At 54.2% G+C, this 21,007-nt stretch carries 11 protein-coding genes and 1 pseudogene; all 12 read right to left on the bottom strand.

Annotated elements, in window-relative coordinates:
• Positions 1–145 precede the first annotated feature (145 nt).
• Positions 146–1,657 carry a hydroxylamine oxidase gene (locus K9N21_22390; protein MCF8146666.1) on the bottom strand — a complete coding sequence of 504 codons (1,512 nt, stop codon included), beginning with the start codon at positions 1,655–1,657 and terminating at the stop codon, positions 146–148.
• A 362-nt stretch (positions 1,658–2,019) separates the two neighbouring features.
• On the bottom strand, positions 2,020–2,895 hold the full coding sequence (locus tag K9N21_22385) for a radical SAM protein (GenBank protein ID MCF8146665.1): 876 nt from the start codon (positions 2,893–2,895) through the stop codon (positions 2,020–2,022).
• A gap of 159 nt (positions 2,896–3,054) precedes the next feature.
• Entirely contained in the window at positions 3,055–4,752 is a 1,698-nt protein-coding gene (ettA, locus tag K9N21_22380) for an energy-dependent translational throttle protein EttA (GenBank protein MCF8146664.1), read from the bottom strand.
• A gap of 131 nt (positions 4,753–4,883) precedes the next feature.
• A complete protein-coding gene (locus K9N21_22375; protein MCF8146663.1) occupies positions 4,884–6,578 on the bottom strand; it encodes a YgiQ family radical SAM protein in 1,695 nt (564 codons plus the stop codon).
• 41 nt (positions 6,579–6,619) lie between these two features.
• Entirely contained in the window at positions 6,620–6,850 is a 231-nt protein-coding gene (locus K9N21_22370; protein ID MCF8146662.1) for a hypothetical protein, read from the bottom strand.
• A gap of 299 nt (positions 6,851–7,149) precedes the next feature.
• Complete coding sequence (locus K9N21_22365) at positions 7,150–9,405, bottom strand: response regulator (GenBank protein ID MCF8146661.1); 2,256 nt, start codon at positions 9,403–9,405, stop codon at positions 7,150–7,152.
• A gap of 417 nt (positions 9,406–9,822) precedes the next feature.
• Entirely contained in the window at positions 9,823–10,656 is an 834-nt protein-coding gene (locus K9N21_22360; protein MCF8146660.1) for an aldo/keto reductase, read from the bottom strand.
• 280 nt (positions 10,657–10,936) lie between these two features.
• Positions 10,937–15,331, bottom strand: a complete 4,395-nt coding sequence (locus K9N21_22355) for a translocation/assembly module TamB domain-containing protein (GenBank protein ID MCF8146659.1) — start codon at positions 15,329–15,331, stop codon at positions 10,937–10,939.
• A 187-nt stretch (positions 15,332–15,518) separates the two neighbouring features.
• Complete coding sequence (locus tag K9N21_22350) at positions 15,519–17,414, bottom strand: autotransporter assembly complex protein TamA (GenBank protein ID MCF8146658.1); 1,896 nt, start codon at positions 17,412–17,414, stop codon at positions 15,519–15,521.
• Positions 17,415–17,429: 15 nt separating this feature from the next.
• Positions 17,430–17,681: a hypothetical protein gene (locus tag K9N21_22345; protein ID MCF8146657.1), complete on the bottom strand. Its 252-nt coding sequence runs from the start codon at positions 17,679–17,681 to the stop codon at positions 17,430–17,432.
• A 12-nt stretch (positions 17,682–17,693) separates the two neighbouring features.
• Positions 17,694–20,159 carry a PAS domain S-box protein gene (locus K9N21_22340; GenBank protein ID MCF8146656.1) on the bottom strand — a complete coding sequence of 822 codons (2,466 nt, stop codon included), beginning with the start codon at positions 20,157–20,159 and terminating at the stop codon, positions 17,694–17,696.
• A gap of 367 nt (positions 20,160–20,526) precedes the next feature.
• A pseudogene (locus K9N21_22335) lies at positions 20,527–20,580 on the bottom strand (hypothetical protein).
• Positions 20,581–21,007 lie beyond the last annotated feature (427 nt).

Raw genomic sequence — 21,007 nt, 5'->3', positions numbered from 1 at the left:
CGGATCGTGGACTACCGTGCGTCCTGCGCACTCTCAGGCCCCTTCTCATCGCAATGGGAAAACTGGACGTAAAATCAAGAAAATGGGCTTTTTTGAAAAAAAATTAAAAAATTTTTAATCCTTATATCGGAATTCCAGGTTTATTCTATTTGCGCTTAAGAAACCGGGTCCAATCCAGCATGGTCCGGATATTCTTGGAAAGATACCAGCGCCCATTGGCAAAGACCCCGTAATCGGCGCCTGCCATGGCCGAGGCGAGGCGGGTGGAATTGGCATAGAAGAGCCACTGCTCCACCCACATCTTTTCGATGGTCTCGTTGAACATGCTGTCCTTCTGTGCGGGTCCCCGGGCAATCCCTCCGTCCCAGGCGGAGAGCAGGATCTGAGTGGCCGTCAGGGTCATGGCGTCGGCCGTCTGAATGGTGTTTTCAAGCCGGTCAAAATGACCCTGGACCCACCCGTTGCTGTGACAGGCAAGGCAGACCTGTTGCATGGCCTCTTTCCGTTGCTGCGCTTCTTCCGTGTCAATAAGATATCCGGGTGCAGGTTCACCGGTCAGCTCTGTCGGGAGGGGAAGTCCGGCCTTGTTTCGAATGATGGTGGTATCGGGCGATACCGGATGGGGGTGCGCATAGATCAATCCGAACAGGCGCTTGTAAAGACGATCGTTCATCTGATGGGTTCGCTTGGCCACTGACGATCCATCCTTTGACACCAGGAGGCTCACATGGCAGACGGCACAGGTGGGCGCAGTAAAGTCCTTGCCCACGGTCCAGGGGACTGCATCAAAATTCCAGGAGGATGACTGCCCTTTCGATGAAAAGATATTGCCGTGCTTGCTGACGGAGTAGATCGGATAGGCCGGAACATCCGGACCTTTATGGCATTCAGAACAGGTATAGGGCTTTCTGGCCACAGCCACGCTGAACCCGTGCCTCGGGTGACAGGCGGTGCAGGCCCCCTTTGATCCATCCGGATTAACCCTTCCCACCCCCTGGTTGGGCCAGCCGGAGAGGATGGGAAAGGACATCTCGCCGAAATCCGTATCCTTCTCCATGGTCCCCTGCCGCTTCACGTGGGTGCCGTGGCAAAAGAAACAGGAGTCTGCCTCTGTGGCATCATTTGCAGGGCCGTAGGATACGGTCCCCTTGGAGAATGATTGAAGATCATTCACCGAATCGACCAGGGCCTTGTAGACTGCATTATGCTTGAGGTTGCCGCGGGCATGGGCCATCAGATTGCGATCGTATTCCTCCCTTTCCACAGGATGACATATGGCGCAGTCCTCCGGGGTCACCACCACATGAACCTGATACCCATTGTGATCGAAACTGTCGGCATGTTTCTTTGAATTGAGCGTATGGCATTCAGCGCAGCCAACTACGACATTATTTAGCGATTCCGGAATATTGTCATAAGACACCCGCCGTTGGGCCTCGGGTTTCTTCATTGCTTCAGCCGGGGTGATCGTGGCCATGCGGCCCCTTTTCCAGTCCTCCAGCCTTCCAGGATGGACCATGGCATGGCATTCCAGACAGGCCCGGGTATCCTCGCTGATCGGGGTTTCTCCTGCCCAAATGTCTGCGGCGAATAGCAAAAACACACACGATATCAGGACCTCCGTTTTTGCATGCATATGTCCTCCTTTCACACACATCCCCTTGTAAAAAATGCCCTCTCACATGCCTCAACCAGCGAACTGAAAAATTGGATCGCAGGTGTATTATCCCATAATGTGATGGGGTTCTGCAAATTAGTCAAGGACCTTGAATTCTTTTTTAATGGTTCAACAGGGTTATTGATCATAAACCCTTAGGGTTCGCGTCTCTGATACGACTTGGGCGTGAACGGATACTGATGTTCTCCCATGAGAAAATCTTTCCGCTTTTGAGGACCTGCGTTGAGATCTTTACCATGTCGACCTATCCCCCGGTCTGTACGTTCACCCCCACAGAATACCTTTTATCTTCTGCTTCAGCCCACAGGAATACCGTGTGTCACCAGTCCCGGATCTTCTCATCACTGGGTCCCCACATATACCGGTCTAAACATCTCCTCACCCATTTGAAGAGCATTTATAACGGCAGTCAGCATCTTATCCTTATCCCGGGGCATGGTTCCATGGACGTCCACATAGTTGGTGTAATGGTCGCTGGCGATCCGGGAGGTTACCTCCAGGTTTCGTATGATTTCTCCTGTTTCCCCCAGGGCCTCGTGAGGGGAGAGGACCTGGAAGCGACCTTTTCGGATCTGGTGCAGGAGGAGGGTGTCGATCTTCGGGAGAAAGGTGCGGATTCGGATGAAATCGGGATTGACGGCGTTGAGCGCCTTTGCGGTATTCACGGCGTGCTCATGGGTACGCTCCTTTCCGCCGATGCCGATCATGACATATTCACTCAGCTCGATCCCTGCCGCCTTTACCCATTGCCCGGCCTCGATCTGCTCCCGGGCATGGGTTCCCTTTTTAATCCTTTTAAGGACTGTATCATCCCCGCTCTCAAGTCCCACATGGATGCGCGTCAGACCGGCACGCTTCAATGTATTGAGATCCGCCGGGCCTTTATTGTGGATATATTGGGATGACCCATAAACGGTAATTCGATCGAGATGGGGAAATATGGCACGGGCATGGGCGCAGATGGCGGCCAGATCGTCCGTGGGCATGGCAATGGTATTGCCTGCGGGGAAAAAGATTGTCCTAACGCCCGGCCCATAATCCCTCCGCGTCTCGTCAAGGTCCCGCCTGATATCGCCTACCGGGCGCACCCTATATGGAGGACCTTTTTTGTAAACCATGCAAAAAGCGCACTTGTTGTGAGGGCAGCCCACCGTGGCCTGGATCAACAGACTGTCCGCCTCGCTCGGGGGCCGATATATGGGACCTTCATAGTTCATGCTGTACGTCAATACCTCACACAGAGACACGAAGCCCCGGAGAAATACTGCTTTGATTTATCATGACGCCGCCAGCCGGATGCCGACAGAAACAGCGCCCATGGGAAAGACTTCGGCATCTGGGGATTGCTTTTCCGATTCAATCAATTTGTGCGGGGACTATTCTGCCGTTGCCCCCCGTGTCAGCCTGCGGTATTTGATGCGATGGGGCTGTGCCGCGGCCTCGCCGAGCCTTGCCTTTTTATCCGCTTCGTACTCCGTGTAATTGCCGTCAAACCAGATCACCTTACTGTCCCCCTCAAAGGCGAGGATGTGTGTCGCAATCCTGTCGAGAAACCAGCGGTCGTGACTGATGACCACGGCACACCCCCCGAAGTTCTCAAGGGCCACCTCCAGAGCCCGCAATGTATTCACATCGAGATCATTGGTCGGCTCGTCCAGCAGCAGGACATTGGCCCCTTCCTTCAGTATCCGGGCGAGATGCACGCGGTTCCGCTCTCCTCCCGAAAGGTTTCCCACCTTTTTTTGCTGATCACTCCCCAAAAAATTGAACCTGGCGGCATAGGCCCGGGAATTCACCTCCCTGTTGCCGAGAGATATGGTGTCCTGCCCGTCCGAAATAACCTCCCATACCGATTTATCAGGGGAAAGGGCATCGCGGCTCTGATCCACATAGGCCAGTTTGACTGTGTTGCCGATCCTGAATTCTCCTGAGGTGGCCTGCTCTTGCCCGGTAATCATCCGAAAAAGGGTGGTTTTCCCTGCACCGTTGGGGCCGATGACGCCTGCGATGGCGCCGGAGGGAATGGAGAAGGTGAGGTTCTCCATGAGGAGCCGGTCGTTGTAGGCCTTGCTGACCTTGGATGCCTCGATGACCAGGTCTCCCAGGCGGGGACCGGGCGGAATATAGATTTCCAGGTACCTCTCCTGTTTTTCGTTTTCCTGGCTTAACAGGGACTCATACGCGCTGATTCTGGCCTTTGCCTTTGCATGTCTTCCCTTGGGAGACATTCGGATCCACTCCAGCTCCCTTTCAAGGGTTTTCCGGCGTTTGCTTTCCCCCTTCTCCTCCATCTGCAGCCGTTTTTGTTTCTGCTCCAGCCAGGAAGAGTAATTTCCTTTCCAGGGGATCCCCTCACCCCGGTCCAGCTCCAGGATCCAGCCCGCCACATTGTCGAGGAAATAGCGGTCATGGGTCACCGCTATTACAGTACCTGCATAGCGGTGGAGATGCTGCTCCAGCCAGGCAACAGACTCTGTATCGAGATGATTGGTGGGCTCGTCAAGAAGAAGGGTATCCGGTTTCTGAAGCAGGAGTCTGCACAATGCCACACGCCGTCTCTCCCCTCCTGAAAGCACGTTCACAGGGGTTTCCCCAGGGGGGCAGCGGAGGGCATCCATGGCCATATCCAGCTGTGAATCCAGATCCCATGCCTCCAGGGCATCAATCTTTTCCTGTACTTCTCCCTGCCGTTCGATCAACCGGTTCATCTCATCGTCTGACATCGGATTGGCGAACTGCTCGTTGATTTGATTAAATTCATCGAGTAGCGCAACGGTTTCCTTCACGCCCTCTTCCACGATATCCCGAACGGTTTTCCTGTCGTCCAGTCCCGGTTCCTGTTCGAGAAGGCCGACGGTCAGGCCGGGTGAAATGGTAGTTTGCCCATTGAATTCCTTGTCAATACCTGCGAAAATCCGCAGAAGCGTGCTCTTCCCTGATCCATTAAGGCCCAGGACGCCGATTTTCGCCCCATAAAAGAAGGAGATGGAGATATCCTTTAAGACCGGCTTTTTGTCATAGTACTTGCTGACCTGAATCATGGAATATATGATCTTGTTTGGTTCTTGACCCATTAGATTTTGGTCCTCCAAGGTTTAATGTCTCTGAATTCTACCACGCCAAGGCGGGGTAATCGGATATCTTTCGGCAACAGACCTCTTGCTGCTGAGCTGGAATCGGGGCGGAGTCCCGAGGTTTCATGTTCTCAGCGCTCCCCTCTAATAACCGATTTTTGTTTCTCCTTACCCCTGAGGGTTTTTTCCACAAAGATCTCTTCTCCGGTAAAAGGATTCAATCCCGTATGGTACATGAGCGTTGAATAGGTCGAAGGGGTCGGGGTGAATATCTGTATCTGCTCGGGCGTGATCCGAAGCTTTATATTCGCAAAGGACTTCAGTTTCCGCATATCATCAAGGGTGCATCCCGGGTGTGCCGCCATCAGATAATAGGTCAGGAATTGCTTTTTTGAAACTGATGTGGACAAGCGGTCAAAGATCGTCTTGAGTTCAAGAAGCGAATCCGCATCCGGTTTTCCCATTGCGTCAAGCACTTTTTTTTGGGTGTGTTCGGGGGCCACTTTCATCTGGCCCGATACATGATGCGACACAATCTCTTCAAGGTACTTTATACAATGCCTTTTATCATTAAACAAGAGATCGTACCTGAGGCCTGAGGCGACAAAGACCTTTTTTATGCCGTCCATCTGCCGGAGTCTGGTTAACAGCTCGATCTGCCTGCTATGGTCGGGCCTGAGATTCGGACAGATCTCCGGAAACAGGCACCTCCTGTCAGTACAGCTTCCCTTTTCACGTTTTTTTCTGCACTCAAACCCGTACATGTTGGCGGTGGGACCGCCCACATCCGAGATGTATCCCTTGAAATCCGGCAATCCGGCGATCTGTTCAGCCGCTCTTACAATCGACCCGATGCTCCGTGACTGGACCGTCCTTCCCTCGTGAACCGCGATGGCGCAGAAGTTACATTCTCCGTAACATCCTCTGTGTGTGGGGATGGAAAACCTGATGGTATCCAGGGCCCTGACGTCACCGCCTTTTTTATAAAAGGGGTGAAGGTCTCTTTCAAAATCGAGTTCGTATATCCTGTCCAGTTCCCTCTCCGACAGTATGTGAGACGGTGGATTATGGACAAGGTACCTGTTTTGATGCCTCTGAACAAGCCCCCTCGCGCTTACCGGATCAATATTGCGATAAAAAGTATGAAAGCACTCAATAAATTTTTGTTTATCCTTCAGGACGTTCTCGTATGAAGGGAGTTCTATATACTCATCGGGTTTCTTCCCGGAGATATAGCATATGCCCCGGATGTCCCGGTAATCTGTGCCGGCATCCATTGCCCTTGCCAGGCCGACGGCACTCTTCTCTCCCATCCCGTAAACAAGGAGGTCGGCCTTTGAATCAAAGAGTATGGACCTCCTGATGCTATCCGACGTAAAATCATAATGGCTTATCCGTCTCAGGCTCGCCTCAATCCCTCCCAGGACGATGGGGATGCGGCTCCCCTTGAAGTGCCGCTTGATGAGATTTGTGTAAACGATCACCGCCCTGTCCGGTCTCCGGTTGTTGATTCCCCCGGGCGTATAGTCGTCCGATTGTCTCGGTTTTCCCGTGGCCGTATAGTTGGCCACCATGGAATCGACGGCCCCGGCGGTAACCCCCCAGAAAAGCCTCGGCAATCCGAGACGGGTGATGTCTTTTCCTGACGAGACGTCAGGCTGGGCGATGATTCCGACCCTGAATCCGGCGTCTGAAAGGACCCGGCCCATGACAGCCGTGCCCATGTAGGGAGAATCAATATAGCTGTCGCCTGAGACAAGAATGACATCAAGCCGATCCCATCCGAGATTACGCAGTTCGTTTTTTGTAGTGGGTAAAAATGGCATAAAATCAGCAGATAGAGGACGTTAATGCCTCATATTGAAGTTTACTGAGAACGACGCCGGCCCAGTGTCTTTTCCTTCCGTCTTTTGCTCTGACGCTCTTTTATTGCCTTGAGCTTGTGCCCCTTCTTCTTGTGGGGCGGCAGTCTCCACCCTGCAGGCTCTCCATCGCTTCCGAATATCTGGCGGGGATGAAGCCGCTTGCCGCATTTGGAGCAGCGATAAATCCGATCCCCGTCAGGAACAGAATCCTGTTGATCACACCAGTCGTTCATTGTCTCTCTCGCAGAAGGTGATCCGTTGTCACGGCCTGACTCCGGGCCTTCCAATTCTCCGTACATTAGGGAAAGGCGAAGGGTTGAACCTCAGAACATACACTAACGGGGAAATTCCAGGGCAGGCATTGGAGATCAGTGTGCGGAACCGCGACGTGAGGCCGCGATCATAAATACGATGTGTATCTCCTTGGGTGGCCTGTTCACAAAATACACGACACGCGTCTTCGCTCTCGAGACCCTGCAACCGGGTCACAGCGAGATCCACATCTTTTTTGGTCCCCGCAGGCGGTTCATCTTCATGCAGGTCCGTTTTCCGCTTGCCCTGACCGGGCCCGAATCAACGCTTCTTTCACCGTCAGCCCGAACTTTTCCAGGGTCACGGGTTTTTTCAGGTATGGACCTGCGCCCATTCTCTGGGTTTCCTTCACATCCTCTGTTTGGGTGTAGCCACTTATAATGACGGCATTCTGGCCGGGGTGAAGCGCGATGATTTTCTCGTATGTCTGGCGTCCATTCATTCCCGGGTCCATAATCATATCCAGCAATACCAGGTCTGCGGAATTCTCTTTTAGATACTCAATCGCCTCTTCCCCGCTGGAAACCGCTTTCGGGCGATAGTGAAAATCCTTCAGCATACTGCAGAGTATTTCCCTTTGGCTTTTCACATCATCCACCACCAGGATCGACTCGCCGTCTCCGGATAAGTCCTTAATGGGCAGGGACAATCCATTGTCCGGCAATTCCTCGCGGGTTATGGGAAAATAGAGTGTGAACGTGGTGCCGCTGTCGTCACTTTGTACATCGATATATCCATCGTGGTCATGGATGACATTCCATACGAGCGCCAAGCCCAAACCGGTCCCGCTGCGACCCATGACCTTTTTGGTAAAGAAAGGCTCAAAAATCTGTTCAAGATCACCTGGCGGAATCCCCGTGCCATCATCGGAAACCTCAAGGACCACATATTCGCCGCTTTCGATAGTGTCATAATTCCCTACGGGTTTGTCCACATACCGGTTGGATGTCGATAGGGTCACATGCCCACTCTCCTCAATCGCCTCCGAGGCATTGGACACCAGGTTCATAACGACACTCCTGACGTGGGACTGAGAACCCCTGATATTGAACAAATCAACATCCAGGTGGGTATCGACCGTAATGGATGGGTGAAACTCCAAGAGTTTGCTGTGCTCCGGGGATTCCAGGTATTCGTTGATCACGTCATTCAGGCTCATGGTCTCTTGGGGCATGGCCACACCCCTGGTCACGGATAACAGGTCCTGGACAATGGCCGCTGCCATCTTGCCGGATGTCTCGATCGCCTTGATGGGGCCGATGAGTTGGCTGTCTTGAGGAAGTTTGGATAGAATTATTCCGGGATAGCCTACAACCCCGAAGAGGACATTGTTCAAGTCATGGGCAACACCGCCGGCCAGAAGACCGAGGGATTCCGTCTTCTTTAATCTGGCTATCTTCTTTTCATTTTCGAGCCGTGTCGCTTCTTCACGCCTTCGTTCGGTCATATCGCGCATGATGGCAAGGACAGCGGGCCTTTTTCGGTAGGTAATCATGCTTGCATTTATTTCTACGAAGCCCTCTTCGCCGTTTCCTTTAACTACCCGCACCGTATACGGGTCAAGGGCATTGCCGCCGCTGAGGAGCCTCCGACAGTTTTCCAGGACCTGTTTTCTGTCTTCAGGGACCACAATATCAACAAAATCCCTGGCCGCCGCATTGTTTAGAGATTGGCCCAAGACATTCATACACGCGGGATTCCCGAAAACCATTTTCCCATCCTGGATCACCAGGATACAATCGTTTGCAGATTCCGTAATCACACGGTATTTATCTTCCGCCGTTGCCTCTAAAAAGTCGTCGAAGACGACCCACAAAACGGCCATAGAGAACCCCATGAATCCATACTCCATGAAGTATTGAAGGCTTGGAACCCCCAGCGAAGCCAGGCCGTCATGGGCCCCCAGAACGATCCAGAAGCCCATCCCCGCCAGATAGGCCTTCCGGTATCTCGGATTGCTTCCTTTGCGTCTCACCCAGAGGGCGATGGCCATGATGCTGGCCAAGACCGCATAAAGCACAAACACCGGGCCGAGAGGTCCCAGGGCCGGTTCAATATAGGGGGTTTCCAATCCGATAAAGTCCCGGGTGACGAAACGGTCGGCAACAATATAATCCGTGGACCACAAGAGCAGGAGAATGAGGGCGTGGCAGATGCCGGCTATGGGATGATATCGCTTGCTTTTAATTCCGAGATAGGAAAAAGTGAAGCCGTACATGCACTGGATCAGACAGATAATGGCGGTGTACTCCAAAAGACCTGCAGATCGGTTGAGAGGGCCGGGCGGTGCATTATACTCAAAAAAGATGCCGATGGCATAGAGCATGGCCGAAAACGAGATGGCCGCACCCCAGGCGTACCATGAGAATCGAGGTTTCCTTAAAAAAAATGCAGCCTGAACGATCAACATGAGCAGGGCCAAGACCGCCATTGCCAGGGATCCTGCCGACTGAAGTATGATATTTCCCAATTGCATTCTTATCTCCGTATGCGGTCAACCCCAACGCGAACCCAACCGCCGGTTTTCAACGAGGAAGCCTACGAATCAAAACCCGTTTCCGATGCGCATATGCCATATCAAAAAGGGTAGAGGAAGTCTATCAAATAAGCGGTTTTATGAATTTTCTCCAGCCGCTGAGCGGCAGATTCCCCGTGGGAAAGGTGCTTTCAGGATAGAGGGTGGACCCGGTTGAAAAGAGAGGAGATGAGGTGGGGACGGCCCAGGCTGAGGTGAGACGCCTTTTGATCAATTCCCTGTTCGACCAGGGCCCGGACGCTCTGCTGGGGAACCCTGGGTTGCCCGGAGGACGCGGTCTACGGAGGAGGATTGGTTGGCATGTCAGCAGGGATTAAAGAATGTGTCATTGCCACAGGCGATCCATCCGCCGCGTCCTCAAGGTTTGTAGTACATCAGTTGTTTTGCGTAAGGTGCGATGCGGTCCACCAGGTCCGTCATCTCTTCCGGAGGCATCGGCTGAAACGTTCTTGCGAAATTCACATTTTCTTCCATCTGTTGGGGGGTATCGCAACCAATGACCACAGTGCTGACAGGCCATGAGAGGGCGTAACGGAAAAAGGGTTCCATGCTCAGGAATTCCGGAACCTTTGCGGCCATCCCTCTGAAATAGACCTTCATCCCGATAATGCCCATTCCCTTCTCCTGGGCGACGGGCATCACGATATCCATAAAACTGGAAGAAGCGGGTTCCGCCGGATTTACCGGAAGCAAGACCGTATCAAAGTCATACATCTCTATACAGCGCCGCAAAATGATTGGATCGTGGTGACCGGTCACCCCCACGAATCGTGTCAAACCGGTCTCTTTTGCGGCTGCGAAGGCCTCGATGGCGCCGCCCGGGCCGAAGATCCCGGCCATATCCGCTTCAGTCCTTACATCATGAACCTGCCACAGGTCGAGATGATCCGTTTTCATATTTTTCAGGGTTTCCTGCAGATGACGCAGTGCCCCTGCCTTATCTCTCGCATGGGACTTGCTGGTGAGGAATATATCCCTTCTTCTCCCTCCGAGGGCCAGACCGTAGTAAGACTCGCTTCCGGAGTACGCGCGCGCTGATTCAAAGTAATTGATCCCCAGATCGAGGGCCCGATGAATGACCGTATAGGACTCCTTTTCATGCCCATAGGTCCTGAGCACCCCTTCTCCGCCGAGGCCCAGGAGGGTGACTTCAACCCCTGTCTTACCGAGTTTTCTCTTCGGAATAGCCATGGAGATCCTCCCGTTAAGGTTCAACGGCCCCTTCTGAAAATATGGACAAAAGCCCCGGTAAAGGGGTCTCATGTAACGCGCCGCAAAAATTTATATGGGTCTTGGGAACGAGGGCCTGGAATGAAAATACGAGCTGAGCCGGCCCCAAGCGATTCCAAATCCGAATTTCTTCAATACCCTATGATACCATATTCTTCTTATCCGGTCCAATTGGGCAAAGATTTAGGGAAATTGGCGGCCGCACTTGGAAAATCCCGCAACAAGAGGGATCTTCTTCATGTCAGTAATCAAATTTCCAGTTGAAACCGATCCCGGCACCGGAACGGGTGCCTGCTTTGCTTTGCACTGAAAAGTTGGGGGTAATGTCCACTTCCACGATCACATCCTGTTTGGCGTCGGTAAGTTCCTGCTCCACGCCCACATAGACATCCTCACTCACGTATTTCCCCGCCGATATTGTGGGTCCGCCGTCGGATCTATTGGTGTCGTCACCCCCGCTGATGCTCAGACGATCCACATGGAGAAGACTACGCGTCCTTCCCGCGATATCCGGCATATCTCCGCCCGAGAGTTGACTGATGGCGGTGGCAAGTTGATAGGCCTGAAACGCATTCAGCTTTGCCACGGATTGACCGAAGAGGATGTTTGCCATGATCTCGTCCTGGGGCAGGGGGGGCTGGGAGGTCAGGGTCATCTTGAAGGCATCTGCCGGACCGGTAACCCGCACCCGTGCGTCGATCTGTCCGGCAGTCACCTGAGTGGTGATGTTCAGAAACGGATTAGGCGGCGTGGCGCCTTCAAAGACTATCTGGCCTTGGGTGATATGGAAGGTGCGGCTCAGGAACTGGAATGTACCGCGCACCACATGCAGTGTTCCCTGGATCACAGGGTCGTAGGCAGGCCCCTGGGCCGTCAATTGGCCCTGGAATTCAGCGTCCAGTCCGCGGCCCCGCACAAAGAACCTGGCCGGGATCTGGAGGGAAAGATCCATAAACAGGAGACTGGAACCTGGAAGGGGCCCGGCCCCTCCTGTGGACATGCCTGGGGGGAGGTTGATCTCGGTGACCGGTATTTCCACCACGTCGGGAGGCAGTCTCTTGGGAATTGCCACTTCCGTGCGATCGAGAACGATGTTCCCGGTCAGATCCAGGCGCTTGGGGGTTCCCTTTACATCCACCTTCCCGCTGGCGGATGACGTCAGGATTTTTTTGCGCAGGAGGGTTGCCTGGTTGAAGGTCAGATCGGCATCCAAGGGAAAAGGGGCCTCGGTGGTGATGCCGCCCTCAAGGGCCACTGTCCCCTTTTCTCCGTCAATGGCCGTCAGCCGGGTCAATCGCAGGCTTCGGCCGTCGGCAGTGATACGGCCGTTGATATCGGCCAGGATAGTGCCTGACGCCGGGTTTTCAAAGCGGCCGTTCTGAATGGTGAGGCCTCCGTTCAATGCCCACTTCTCCACCGAGCCCCCCAGGCCGATGTCCACGTCTATCTCCCCCCTGAGGGTCTGATCGACCATGATCGGCAATCCCCTAAATATTGCGAGATCCAGATGGCCCTGCAATCTGCCGTCCAGGTCGCCCGTCGTGTCCAATTTAAAGTCAAAGGGCTTGAGGGAAAGACGCACCGGCAGGCTTGCCCTGGCAATGAACGGGGACTTGTCGAGACCGGAAAGGGTCAGGTCCGCCTCAAGACGGTCTCCCCGGCGGTCGACCGTGAGATCGGCCTTCAGGAGCAGCGGGGCCTTCCCCTCTCCACGGGGTATCCGGTAGTCCCTTATATGCGCCTCCCCATGCATCGCGGGATCGGTCAAAGGGCCGGATATATCGCATTTTGCCGAAACGGTCCCGATCAGGTCCAGGCCGATAACAGGCGCCAACATGGCGAGCGGCAGGTCGGTGATCCGCGCAAATGCCTGAACCGTCTCCGGGGTGAGCGCCACTCCGGCGTGAAGATCGCCCTTTGCCGTATGGAGCTGCAGGCCATCCAGGGTAAGTTTTTGGTCCTGCAGGGTAACAATGGCCGGATGGGCAAGGGCGACATCCAATTCCCTGTACAGGGCATCAAACTTCTCCAGGCGAAACCGCCACATATCCTCATGGGTCATGTGGAGCCTGGCGAAGAGGGAGAGGGGGGCGTCCGATGAACCGTCTCGCCCCACCTCGGGACTGCCGACCGAGCCTTTGGCCTCCAACGTTGCCGCTGCCTTGTCGAGGGTTCCATTTACGTCCAGTTTAACGGTCTCCAGCCGGGCATCTCTGACCGCGGCATCCGTCGCCTCCATGCTGATCCGGCCGCGAAGGGTTGCCATATCGTCCATCTGCGCCGTGATCCGAAGCAAGGCGATTCCGTGGTCCTTGTAACGCAGATCTTTGAAGTCCGCATTCAGTGTCGCGGCTGCGTCACCGGCCGTAAGTTGGAAATTGCCGCTCCCTTCTGCCGGTATGCCGGCGATGGCACCCAGAAGTTCCAATGACCTTATAGTTCCTCCGGCCGTCCCGGTATAATTTCTTGTCCCGGGTGTTATGCCGATATCCGCATATAGATCGATCCCCGGAAGGGCGGCCTTGGCCCCGGAAAGAGCGAGCGTCTCGTCTGACCATGAAAAACCGGCGCTTAGTTGAAACGGCTGATCCAGGGCCGCGCCGTTCACGCGAAATGACCCGGACGGTTTCCCTGGGAGACCTTCTGCCTTCAATTGCGTACGGAGCGCTTTCAGGATCAGGTCGTTCACCTGAAGCCTTTCGGATGAAAGGGCCATGTCGGCAGCAAAATCCTCGAATTCACCTGACATCCGTCCTCGGGTCTCCACCTCTCCGGAAAGCCGTACCCCCATGGTCCCGGCCATTTTGGACAGATCCTTGAGAAGAAGATGGTAGTTGACATCAAAGGTTCCCTTCTCCATATTGAGCCGCCCGTCTGCCTTCAGATCGGTATGGCCTCCGGTCATATGGGCCTCTTCCAGGGCAAGGATGCCTTCTTTCATCGAGGCATGGGCGTTAAGCGTCTGCTCCGGCCCCACAACCTCTGCAGCCATGGATGGAAGGCCTGAGAGACGGGTCAGGGCCATGTTCAGATCGGCCTTGATCTGTTGGGTCGTAATGTTGCCCTCTGCCTTGGCGAGGATGACCAATCGGCCGTCTATCTCCCCGGCCTTCGGCGGCATCAGGGCACCAAGTCGATTCAACTCGGTGAGGAGGTCGGCGGAGAAATCGCCGCTCATAGTGTCGATCCGGGCGTCCCGGGCGCTCAAGGCGATTTCCGGCGCAGTGAGTTGAAGGTTCTCAATATCCCACTTTCTGAAATCCGGACTTGCTGCGATGATGTCCACCCGAAGCGGGCCTCTAAGCGCAGGGACTTGCGGGAACTCCACCTCCTCTATGGTGATTGAAGCCCCGCTCTTCTTGAGACCGCGGTGATCTGTTTCAAAAGCGGCCCGGGCCTCCAGAATTATCTCTTTCAGGGCCGTGTCCCGAATCCTGAGCCTCCCCAGGGGGACCGCTGCAGTGACTTCCGGTTGGCTGAAGGGCCCCTTTGCCGTCAGATGCACCGGACCGACGGCCCGATACTCCAGGCCGCTCCCCTGAAGGAACGGCGAGATATCCACGGGCGAAACCGTTGCCTGCAGATTCATAAGACCCCGGGCAAGGTCTGCGGTTCCTTCTACCGAGACGGCGGTTGACTGGGCCTTGGCCGTGAACGCGGTTATGCGGAACATCTTATCAGATGAAATTGCGGCGCGGCATCGGATGTCTAACCTCAGGCCTCCCAGAGCCGCTGTCACCTTTTCCGGCACCATGCGATGCTCCGCCCGGACCTGTCCGTCCACGATCAGCGTGACCGGGTCATCGATCCCTGCCTCCACCTTCATGCCGGCCTTCCCGTATCCGCCTATCTCCAGGTCCAGATCTCCCTCAACCTTGGAGAGGGGACCCTCGGCCTTTAGCCGGAATACGATCCCTGCGGCATCCGGCAGTCCCATAAGCCCTGTCACCAGACCGCCCGTTGATTCGCGATAACTCAGATCCGTCGAGATCCGGCGGGTGTTAAGGTCGTATGCGGCCGTCAGCCGCAGGGCGTTGTTCGGGTGATCCAGACTCTGGAGCAGGCCGCTGATCTCCATCTGTCGGTCGCCGGTTCGGGCATTTGACTGGAGGGTGTAGGACAGAGGTTCGCCAACCACCGCCTTGGCCAGATCGATGCGGGGGATACGGATCTCACGGACCCTGACTCGGGGGAGGGAGAAGGAGAGAGGCTCCTGGTCGACCGGTTCCTTTTCAGAGAATGCTTCGACGGTTTCGGGGAGACGGGAGATTGAAAGGCCTTCCATGCGAAACCACTCCACATCCAATATTCCGGCGAGGAGGGGCGCCCAGTTAAGTGAGATATCCACCTGCCGTCCTTCCAGCCATTCCCCGTTTTCGTCCGAGAGGGTTACCCGGTCGATTAGAATTGAAAAAGGGAGCCATCCGTCCACTCCCTGAAGGATCACCCTGTAGCCGTCCGTGCCGGCCGTGGCAGTGGCGACCAGCCCGGCCAGACGATCTTTGGCCCATCGGGTCTGAAATCCGGCCCAGACCAGACCTATGAAGATGATCACCCCGATAACGGACAGAAAGAGCCATCGCAGCCATCGCACCCGCGGGGGACGTTTTTTCATGTCTGTGTTGCTTTCAGGCATATTGTATCTGCTCAATATTCAGGAGATGAAGCCCGGCCAAACTCCGGTTTCATGAACGCGGAACGCGGAGTGGGGAACGCGGAACTTGGGGACCATGACGTTAGATTATTCGGAGTTATGACGTCAGAATTTTAGTCGGTAAAGATCTAAAAATCAACACGGTTACACCGAGTTACGGGTCTGATAATTAAAACGACTGCCCGATACTTACGTAAAATTGGAAGCTGTCGTCGACGCCTTTGCGTTTGTTGAGGGGCACGGCCACATCCAGTCGGATCGGACCGATAGCCGTATAATATCTGAGACCGAGGCCTGCCCCATACAGGATGTCCTGACTGTCAAAATCGGGGATCCTGTCCAAGAAGGCCGTGCCGCCGTCCAGGAAGGGGACCAGTCCGATGGAATCGGTGAGTTTAACCCGCAGTTCCAGTGAAAAGGTCAGCACGGATAGACCGCCTAAAGGGACATCCCCCTGTACAGGGCCGGCAAGCTGGTAGGCGTAGCCTCTGACGGAACCGCCACCCCCTGCATAAAATCGGAGATCGGCGGGCATCTGATCGCGGCTGATGCCGAAGACCTGGCCAAAGGCGGTCCGGACCGCAGCAACCACCTTGTCCCCTGAATCGAAGTTGTAATAGGTACTTCCGGACAGGAGATATCGAAAAAACCGGGTGTCTCCATTTACCACATCCTGGTAAGGGGCCATGCTGAGCGAGAGTTCATAGCCGCGGGTGGGGTTGAGCAGATCCTCCCGGGTATCTTGGGTCGCCGTGAGGGGAAGGTAGGCCATGTGGTAAGAGGTGTAGGGATCCTTGCTTTCCTGCCTCACCCGGCCATAGCGGAAACCGACACCCCCGCCCGCCCAGAAGTTCTTCGTAAATTGCCGCTTCAGAATGACCGATGTATCCACCGACCTGGCGTCATAGGCATCGGTGGTCTCGTCGTTAAATGCGCTTTGAGCGATAAAGGTGTTGTCCCTGTCCAGAAACATCGGTTTATCGAATTGGGCAAAGGCGGTACGGATCCTGCTGTTGAAAATGGCCCCTGTGGTCACTTTCTCGGCCATTCCGAAGAGGTTCCGATGGGTCCATGTCCCGCTGACCCCCGGCCCATAATCGGTGGTGTATTCAACCCCCAGGCGGATCGTGCGCGGGGCGCGCTCCTTGAATCGGAGCGTGATCGACAGGCGGCCCGTTTCATTGACCTCTTCCGGGGTATCGAACTCAACCATGCCGAAGAGATTGGTGTCAAAAAGGGTCCTTCGGGCCTTGTCGATGAGACGGCTGTCGTAGGGGTCCCCGGGCTTCCAGGGGATCAGCTCACGCACATACGCGGGGTCCAGCCGCTCAAGGCCCGTGACGCGTGTCTCTCCGAACAGGGCATGGGGACCCGGCGCCACCCGGAAACTGACCTCCACCCTGTTTGCCGCAAAATCGGCCACCACCTCCCGATGGACAATCTGCGGAAATGGATACCCATTCATTCTGTAGTAGTTGAGGATGAAGTTTCCGGCTTCCACCACTTTTCCGGCGACATAAGGCGCATTATCGAGGATGCCGGCCTCTGCCGGGCCCGGCGGGGAAAGGGCCTTTGCCGGGGCGTCTTCGGCCAAGGAGATGGACGGCTTCCAGAATGAAAATCGAGGACCAGGATCGATGCGAAATAGAACGGTCACCGGTTTTGGCGGGGGCTGCACAGACCCAGGTGCTCCCTGGACGTTATCGGGGTCGGGCACGTAGCCGGATTCGGCGGGTATGATCTCCATGGCCACGTTTCCACGAAAAAAGCCGAAGGACCGCAAGACCTTCTGCATCTCCGGAAGATCGCCTTGGGCCCGCTGTTGCAGCAGGGCCTTGGACGGCGGAGAATCATTCTTTTTCTGAACGGTCTGGGAGACCTCGCCAAGAAGTCTTTCAACATCAGGAGGTTCTGCGGGAGCGCCGCGGATGTTCACCACATAGGGGAGGCCGGCTCGGGTCTCAACGGTCTCTGCCCTCCCGGACTGGGAAGGGGGTAGCCAGGCCATGAAAATAAGCATGAGGATGAGAATCCCCCTGATACGGGCAATCGTTCCGCCTTTCATGTTTCTTCGCCCGACTCAGATATGAATATGTAGAGGAAGAGGGGAGGCCTTCTCGGCCATATTATTCAATGCGGCTTCTTCGTTTCTAAGGATATCCAGCAGCATGAGCGCCTCCCCTGCGGTCAGGCGGATGCAGTTACCTTCCCTGTCCGTCATAAGAACCCCACTATCTGTGACCTTGATGGTAAATTTTTCGACGAAACGCTGCATCAGCTCCAGCCTTCCGGAAATATCTGTGGCATACGCTGCAAATCCTTCACCAGACAACGCTCAGTTATCTCACCCTGTCTGCTTCCGTAATTCTTCTTTAATGGCTATTCCGATTTTTTCAAGGGTATAGGGTTTTTTTATATACCGGCCCGCCCCCAGTTTCTGGGCGGCCTCAACTTCTTCGGTCCTGGCATACCCGCTCGCTATAATGGCTTTTTGGCCCGGCCGGATGGTAATGATTTTTTCATAGGTTTCCCTGCCGCCCATCCCTCTGGGCATGACCATGTCGAGAAGGATCATGTCTACGGGATACTGTTTCAGATACTCGATCGCGTCATCACCGCCAGGAACAGCGTCGGCCACATATCCCAATTTGTTCAACATGCCGCAGGCGATTTCCCTCTGCCTCTCTTCATCGTCAATCACCAGAACCTTCTCTCCATGACCGAGGTAATCGTCTAAAACGGTCTGTTTTGCTTGAGGTCCCAAATCCTCTCGGGCCACAGGGAAGTAGAGTTCAAAGGTTGATCCCCTGTCGTTGCTCGTTATATTGATGTATCCGTTATGATCCTGCAGGGTATTCCACACAACGGCCAGACCCAGGCCTGTGCCGCTTCTTCCCATCACCTTTTTGGTATAAAAGGGCTCGAAAATCCGATGCAGGTCCTCAGACGATATTCCGGAACCGTTATCCGATACGGTGAGGACCACATATTCGCCCCTGCGCACGTCTTCATATCCCTTGAAGGGCTCATCCAGATACCGGTTTGCGGTGGATATGGCGACCGTTCCTCTCCCGCGGATAGCCTCGCAGGCATTGATGACGAGGTTCATCAGGCTCTTCTCGATATGTACGGAAGAGCCCCTTATATTCAAGAGGGCCAGGGCCAGATCGACCTTGAAATCGATAAATGTGTGTGTTTTCTCCAGCCTCTCGAATTCAAGGGAATTCAGATAGGTCTTGATAACCGCATTGAGATTGAGAACCTCTTTCCCGGTAGCCACTCCCCTGGCGATGGTCAGGAGGTCCGCCACCACATCCGCGGCCCTCATGCCGGATTCTTTGATGGTCTCTATCGGTTTCCTGAACGGACTTTCCTGGGGCAGATCCATGAGGAGCAGCTCGGGATAGCTCACGATACCTGACAGGATGTTGTTCAGGTCGTGGGCGACGCCGCCTGCCATAAGACCGAGGGCTTCCATCTTTTGTGAGTGAAGTATCTGGTTCTGAAGCCGTTTGATTTCCCTCCTGGCCGATATCCTCTCTGTCACATCCCGCCCGGATCCGCTGATATAAGGCTCCCCGTCTTCAGGTTTGACCAGGGAACTCCGGTACTCGACATAGAGTTCTTCCCCGTGTTTCGTAAAATAGCTGGTGATTCCCTCCTGGTACCCCTTTGTCTTGATCTCTTCCAGATATTGGCTTTCAAAAAAAGGCATCATCTCCGGCTTCATAAAATCCGTTGTAAGCCTTCCGACCACCTCATTTCGTTCATAACCAAACAACGTGCTCAAGGCCTTGTTGACAGAGATGAACCGGCCATTCAGGTCCTGGGTATAGATGAGGTCGGAGATGGAATCGAACAGGTCGCGAAACCCCTTTTCCGATTTCAGCAATCTCTGTTCGATCTCTTTTTGTCCGGTCACATCCCGGGCGGCGCCTGAGATTGCGACAACCCTTCCGGCTGCGTCTTTCACCGGGGATTCATCAATCTCGAGCAATATGGGTGTGCCGTCCTTCTTCTTCATTCTCAAGAGATACGGGGGCTGCCTTTCACCTGTTGTGATCGCCTTTCGGACAAACGCACTCATCTGCTTGTTAAGGGGGTTGTCTTTGATCAATTGTATCCATTTCTGCTTCAGTTCTTCCGCGTCATACCCGAGGATATCCATTGCGGTCCGGCTCACATACGTGAGGGTATATTCTGTATCATGGATATAGAAAAGTTCATTGCTGTGTTCGATGATGGTCCGAAGCCTCGTTTCGCTTTCTCTCAGCGCCTCTGTCGCCTCCATGTGCCTGAACCGCTCCATGCCAACAGAGGCTACCATCTCAGCAAATGTCGCAAGGAAGTTCAGAACGGCAGGGAGATACCTCTCGTTTACAACAGGGACCTGGAACACCGCCTCCAGATATTCATTTTCATCAAACCCGTATTGAGCGGCCTGCCGGAGAAAAAACTCCCGGTCAGGGGGGTTCAAAAAGAACTGACCGGCAAAGGCATTCGCCACATGCTCTCCTTCAATGATGATCGGAGATGCAGCGTCCGTGAGCCCATTCCGGCATTGATAGATAGAGAAATTCTTTCCCTGCTGCAATTCATTGGCAAGCCGTGTGTCGCTCTCAACGCATTTCTTGAAGGTCTCCTGGTTTACACGGTGAAAATCCGTACATATTTTTTGCCATCGTGATCTGATAACCACGTCGCCCTGTAGATCGATAATCGCGGCCGCTATCCCCATCGCATCACAAAAACAGTCGAGAAGCCTTTGGCTTTTCTCTACGTCGATGAGTTCGGAGATTTTATATTTCATGATTTCCCTTTATTTAATTGGGTTGCTCTGACAGGAGTAAGAAGGAAGCGTGAGAAATGGCTGCAGGAAATTTTCATTTCTGACCCTATTATTGTACCTGAGACAAGCAAAAAATACAAGTATTCATTATTTATTATTATCCTTCCCAACTCAGGTTCCGTCGACAAACACATCCTTTGATGTGCCGGGCCATGGGATGCCATCCACCTTGACTCCCAACGCCCACTTCAGTATAGTTTTCGCATTGCGAAGGCGGATCTCTGACATCTCACTTCACCCGCCGGGTCATTACGGTCATTCGGCGTTTTTTGGGTCTGAAAGATTGAAATTGAGCCTTGGTTAGTAACTAGAGTCCAAAGTTCTCACGTCATGCCGGACGTGATCCCCGCAAGTACCGGATCTTCGACCGGCATCCAGAACATTTAACTTATCAAAAAGACACTGGATTCCGGCTTGCGCCGGAATGACGGCCTGGAATTTATGCATTCAATAAAATCAATACGTTACGAGAACTTTGGACTGTGGAGTTAGTAACTTCTCTGCTTTAATGCAGTTTCTTGGAAAGAGACCCCCACGCGCGCTCAAAAATTGCCGGAAGTTGCATCAATACCTTTTTGGCTGCGGCTGTCAGGCCGCCTTAGACTCTTTGTCTGTAATTTCTCTGCAACGTGCGAAGAAGTTTGCCCGTGGGGGTCTCTGCCCAAGAGCAGCAAAAACCGAATACAGCTCCTGGGGACGGCAGCAGGGCTTTACAATACAGTCTGTTCCAGCCCCAAGTACAGCCTTTTATGGGACGGTATGTCCTTGCTGCCTTTCCGTAAACATTATCCGGAGCCCGGGGGCGGCCG

The organism is Deltaproteobacteria bacterium (assembly GCA_021737785.1).
Taxonomy (GTDB): Bacteria; Desulfobacterota; DSM-4660; order Desulfatiglandales; family Desulfatiglandaceae; genus AUK324.
This window is presented reverse-complemented; position numbering and strand designations above follow the sequence as displayed.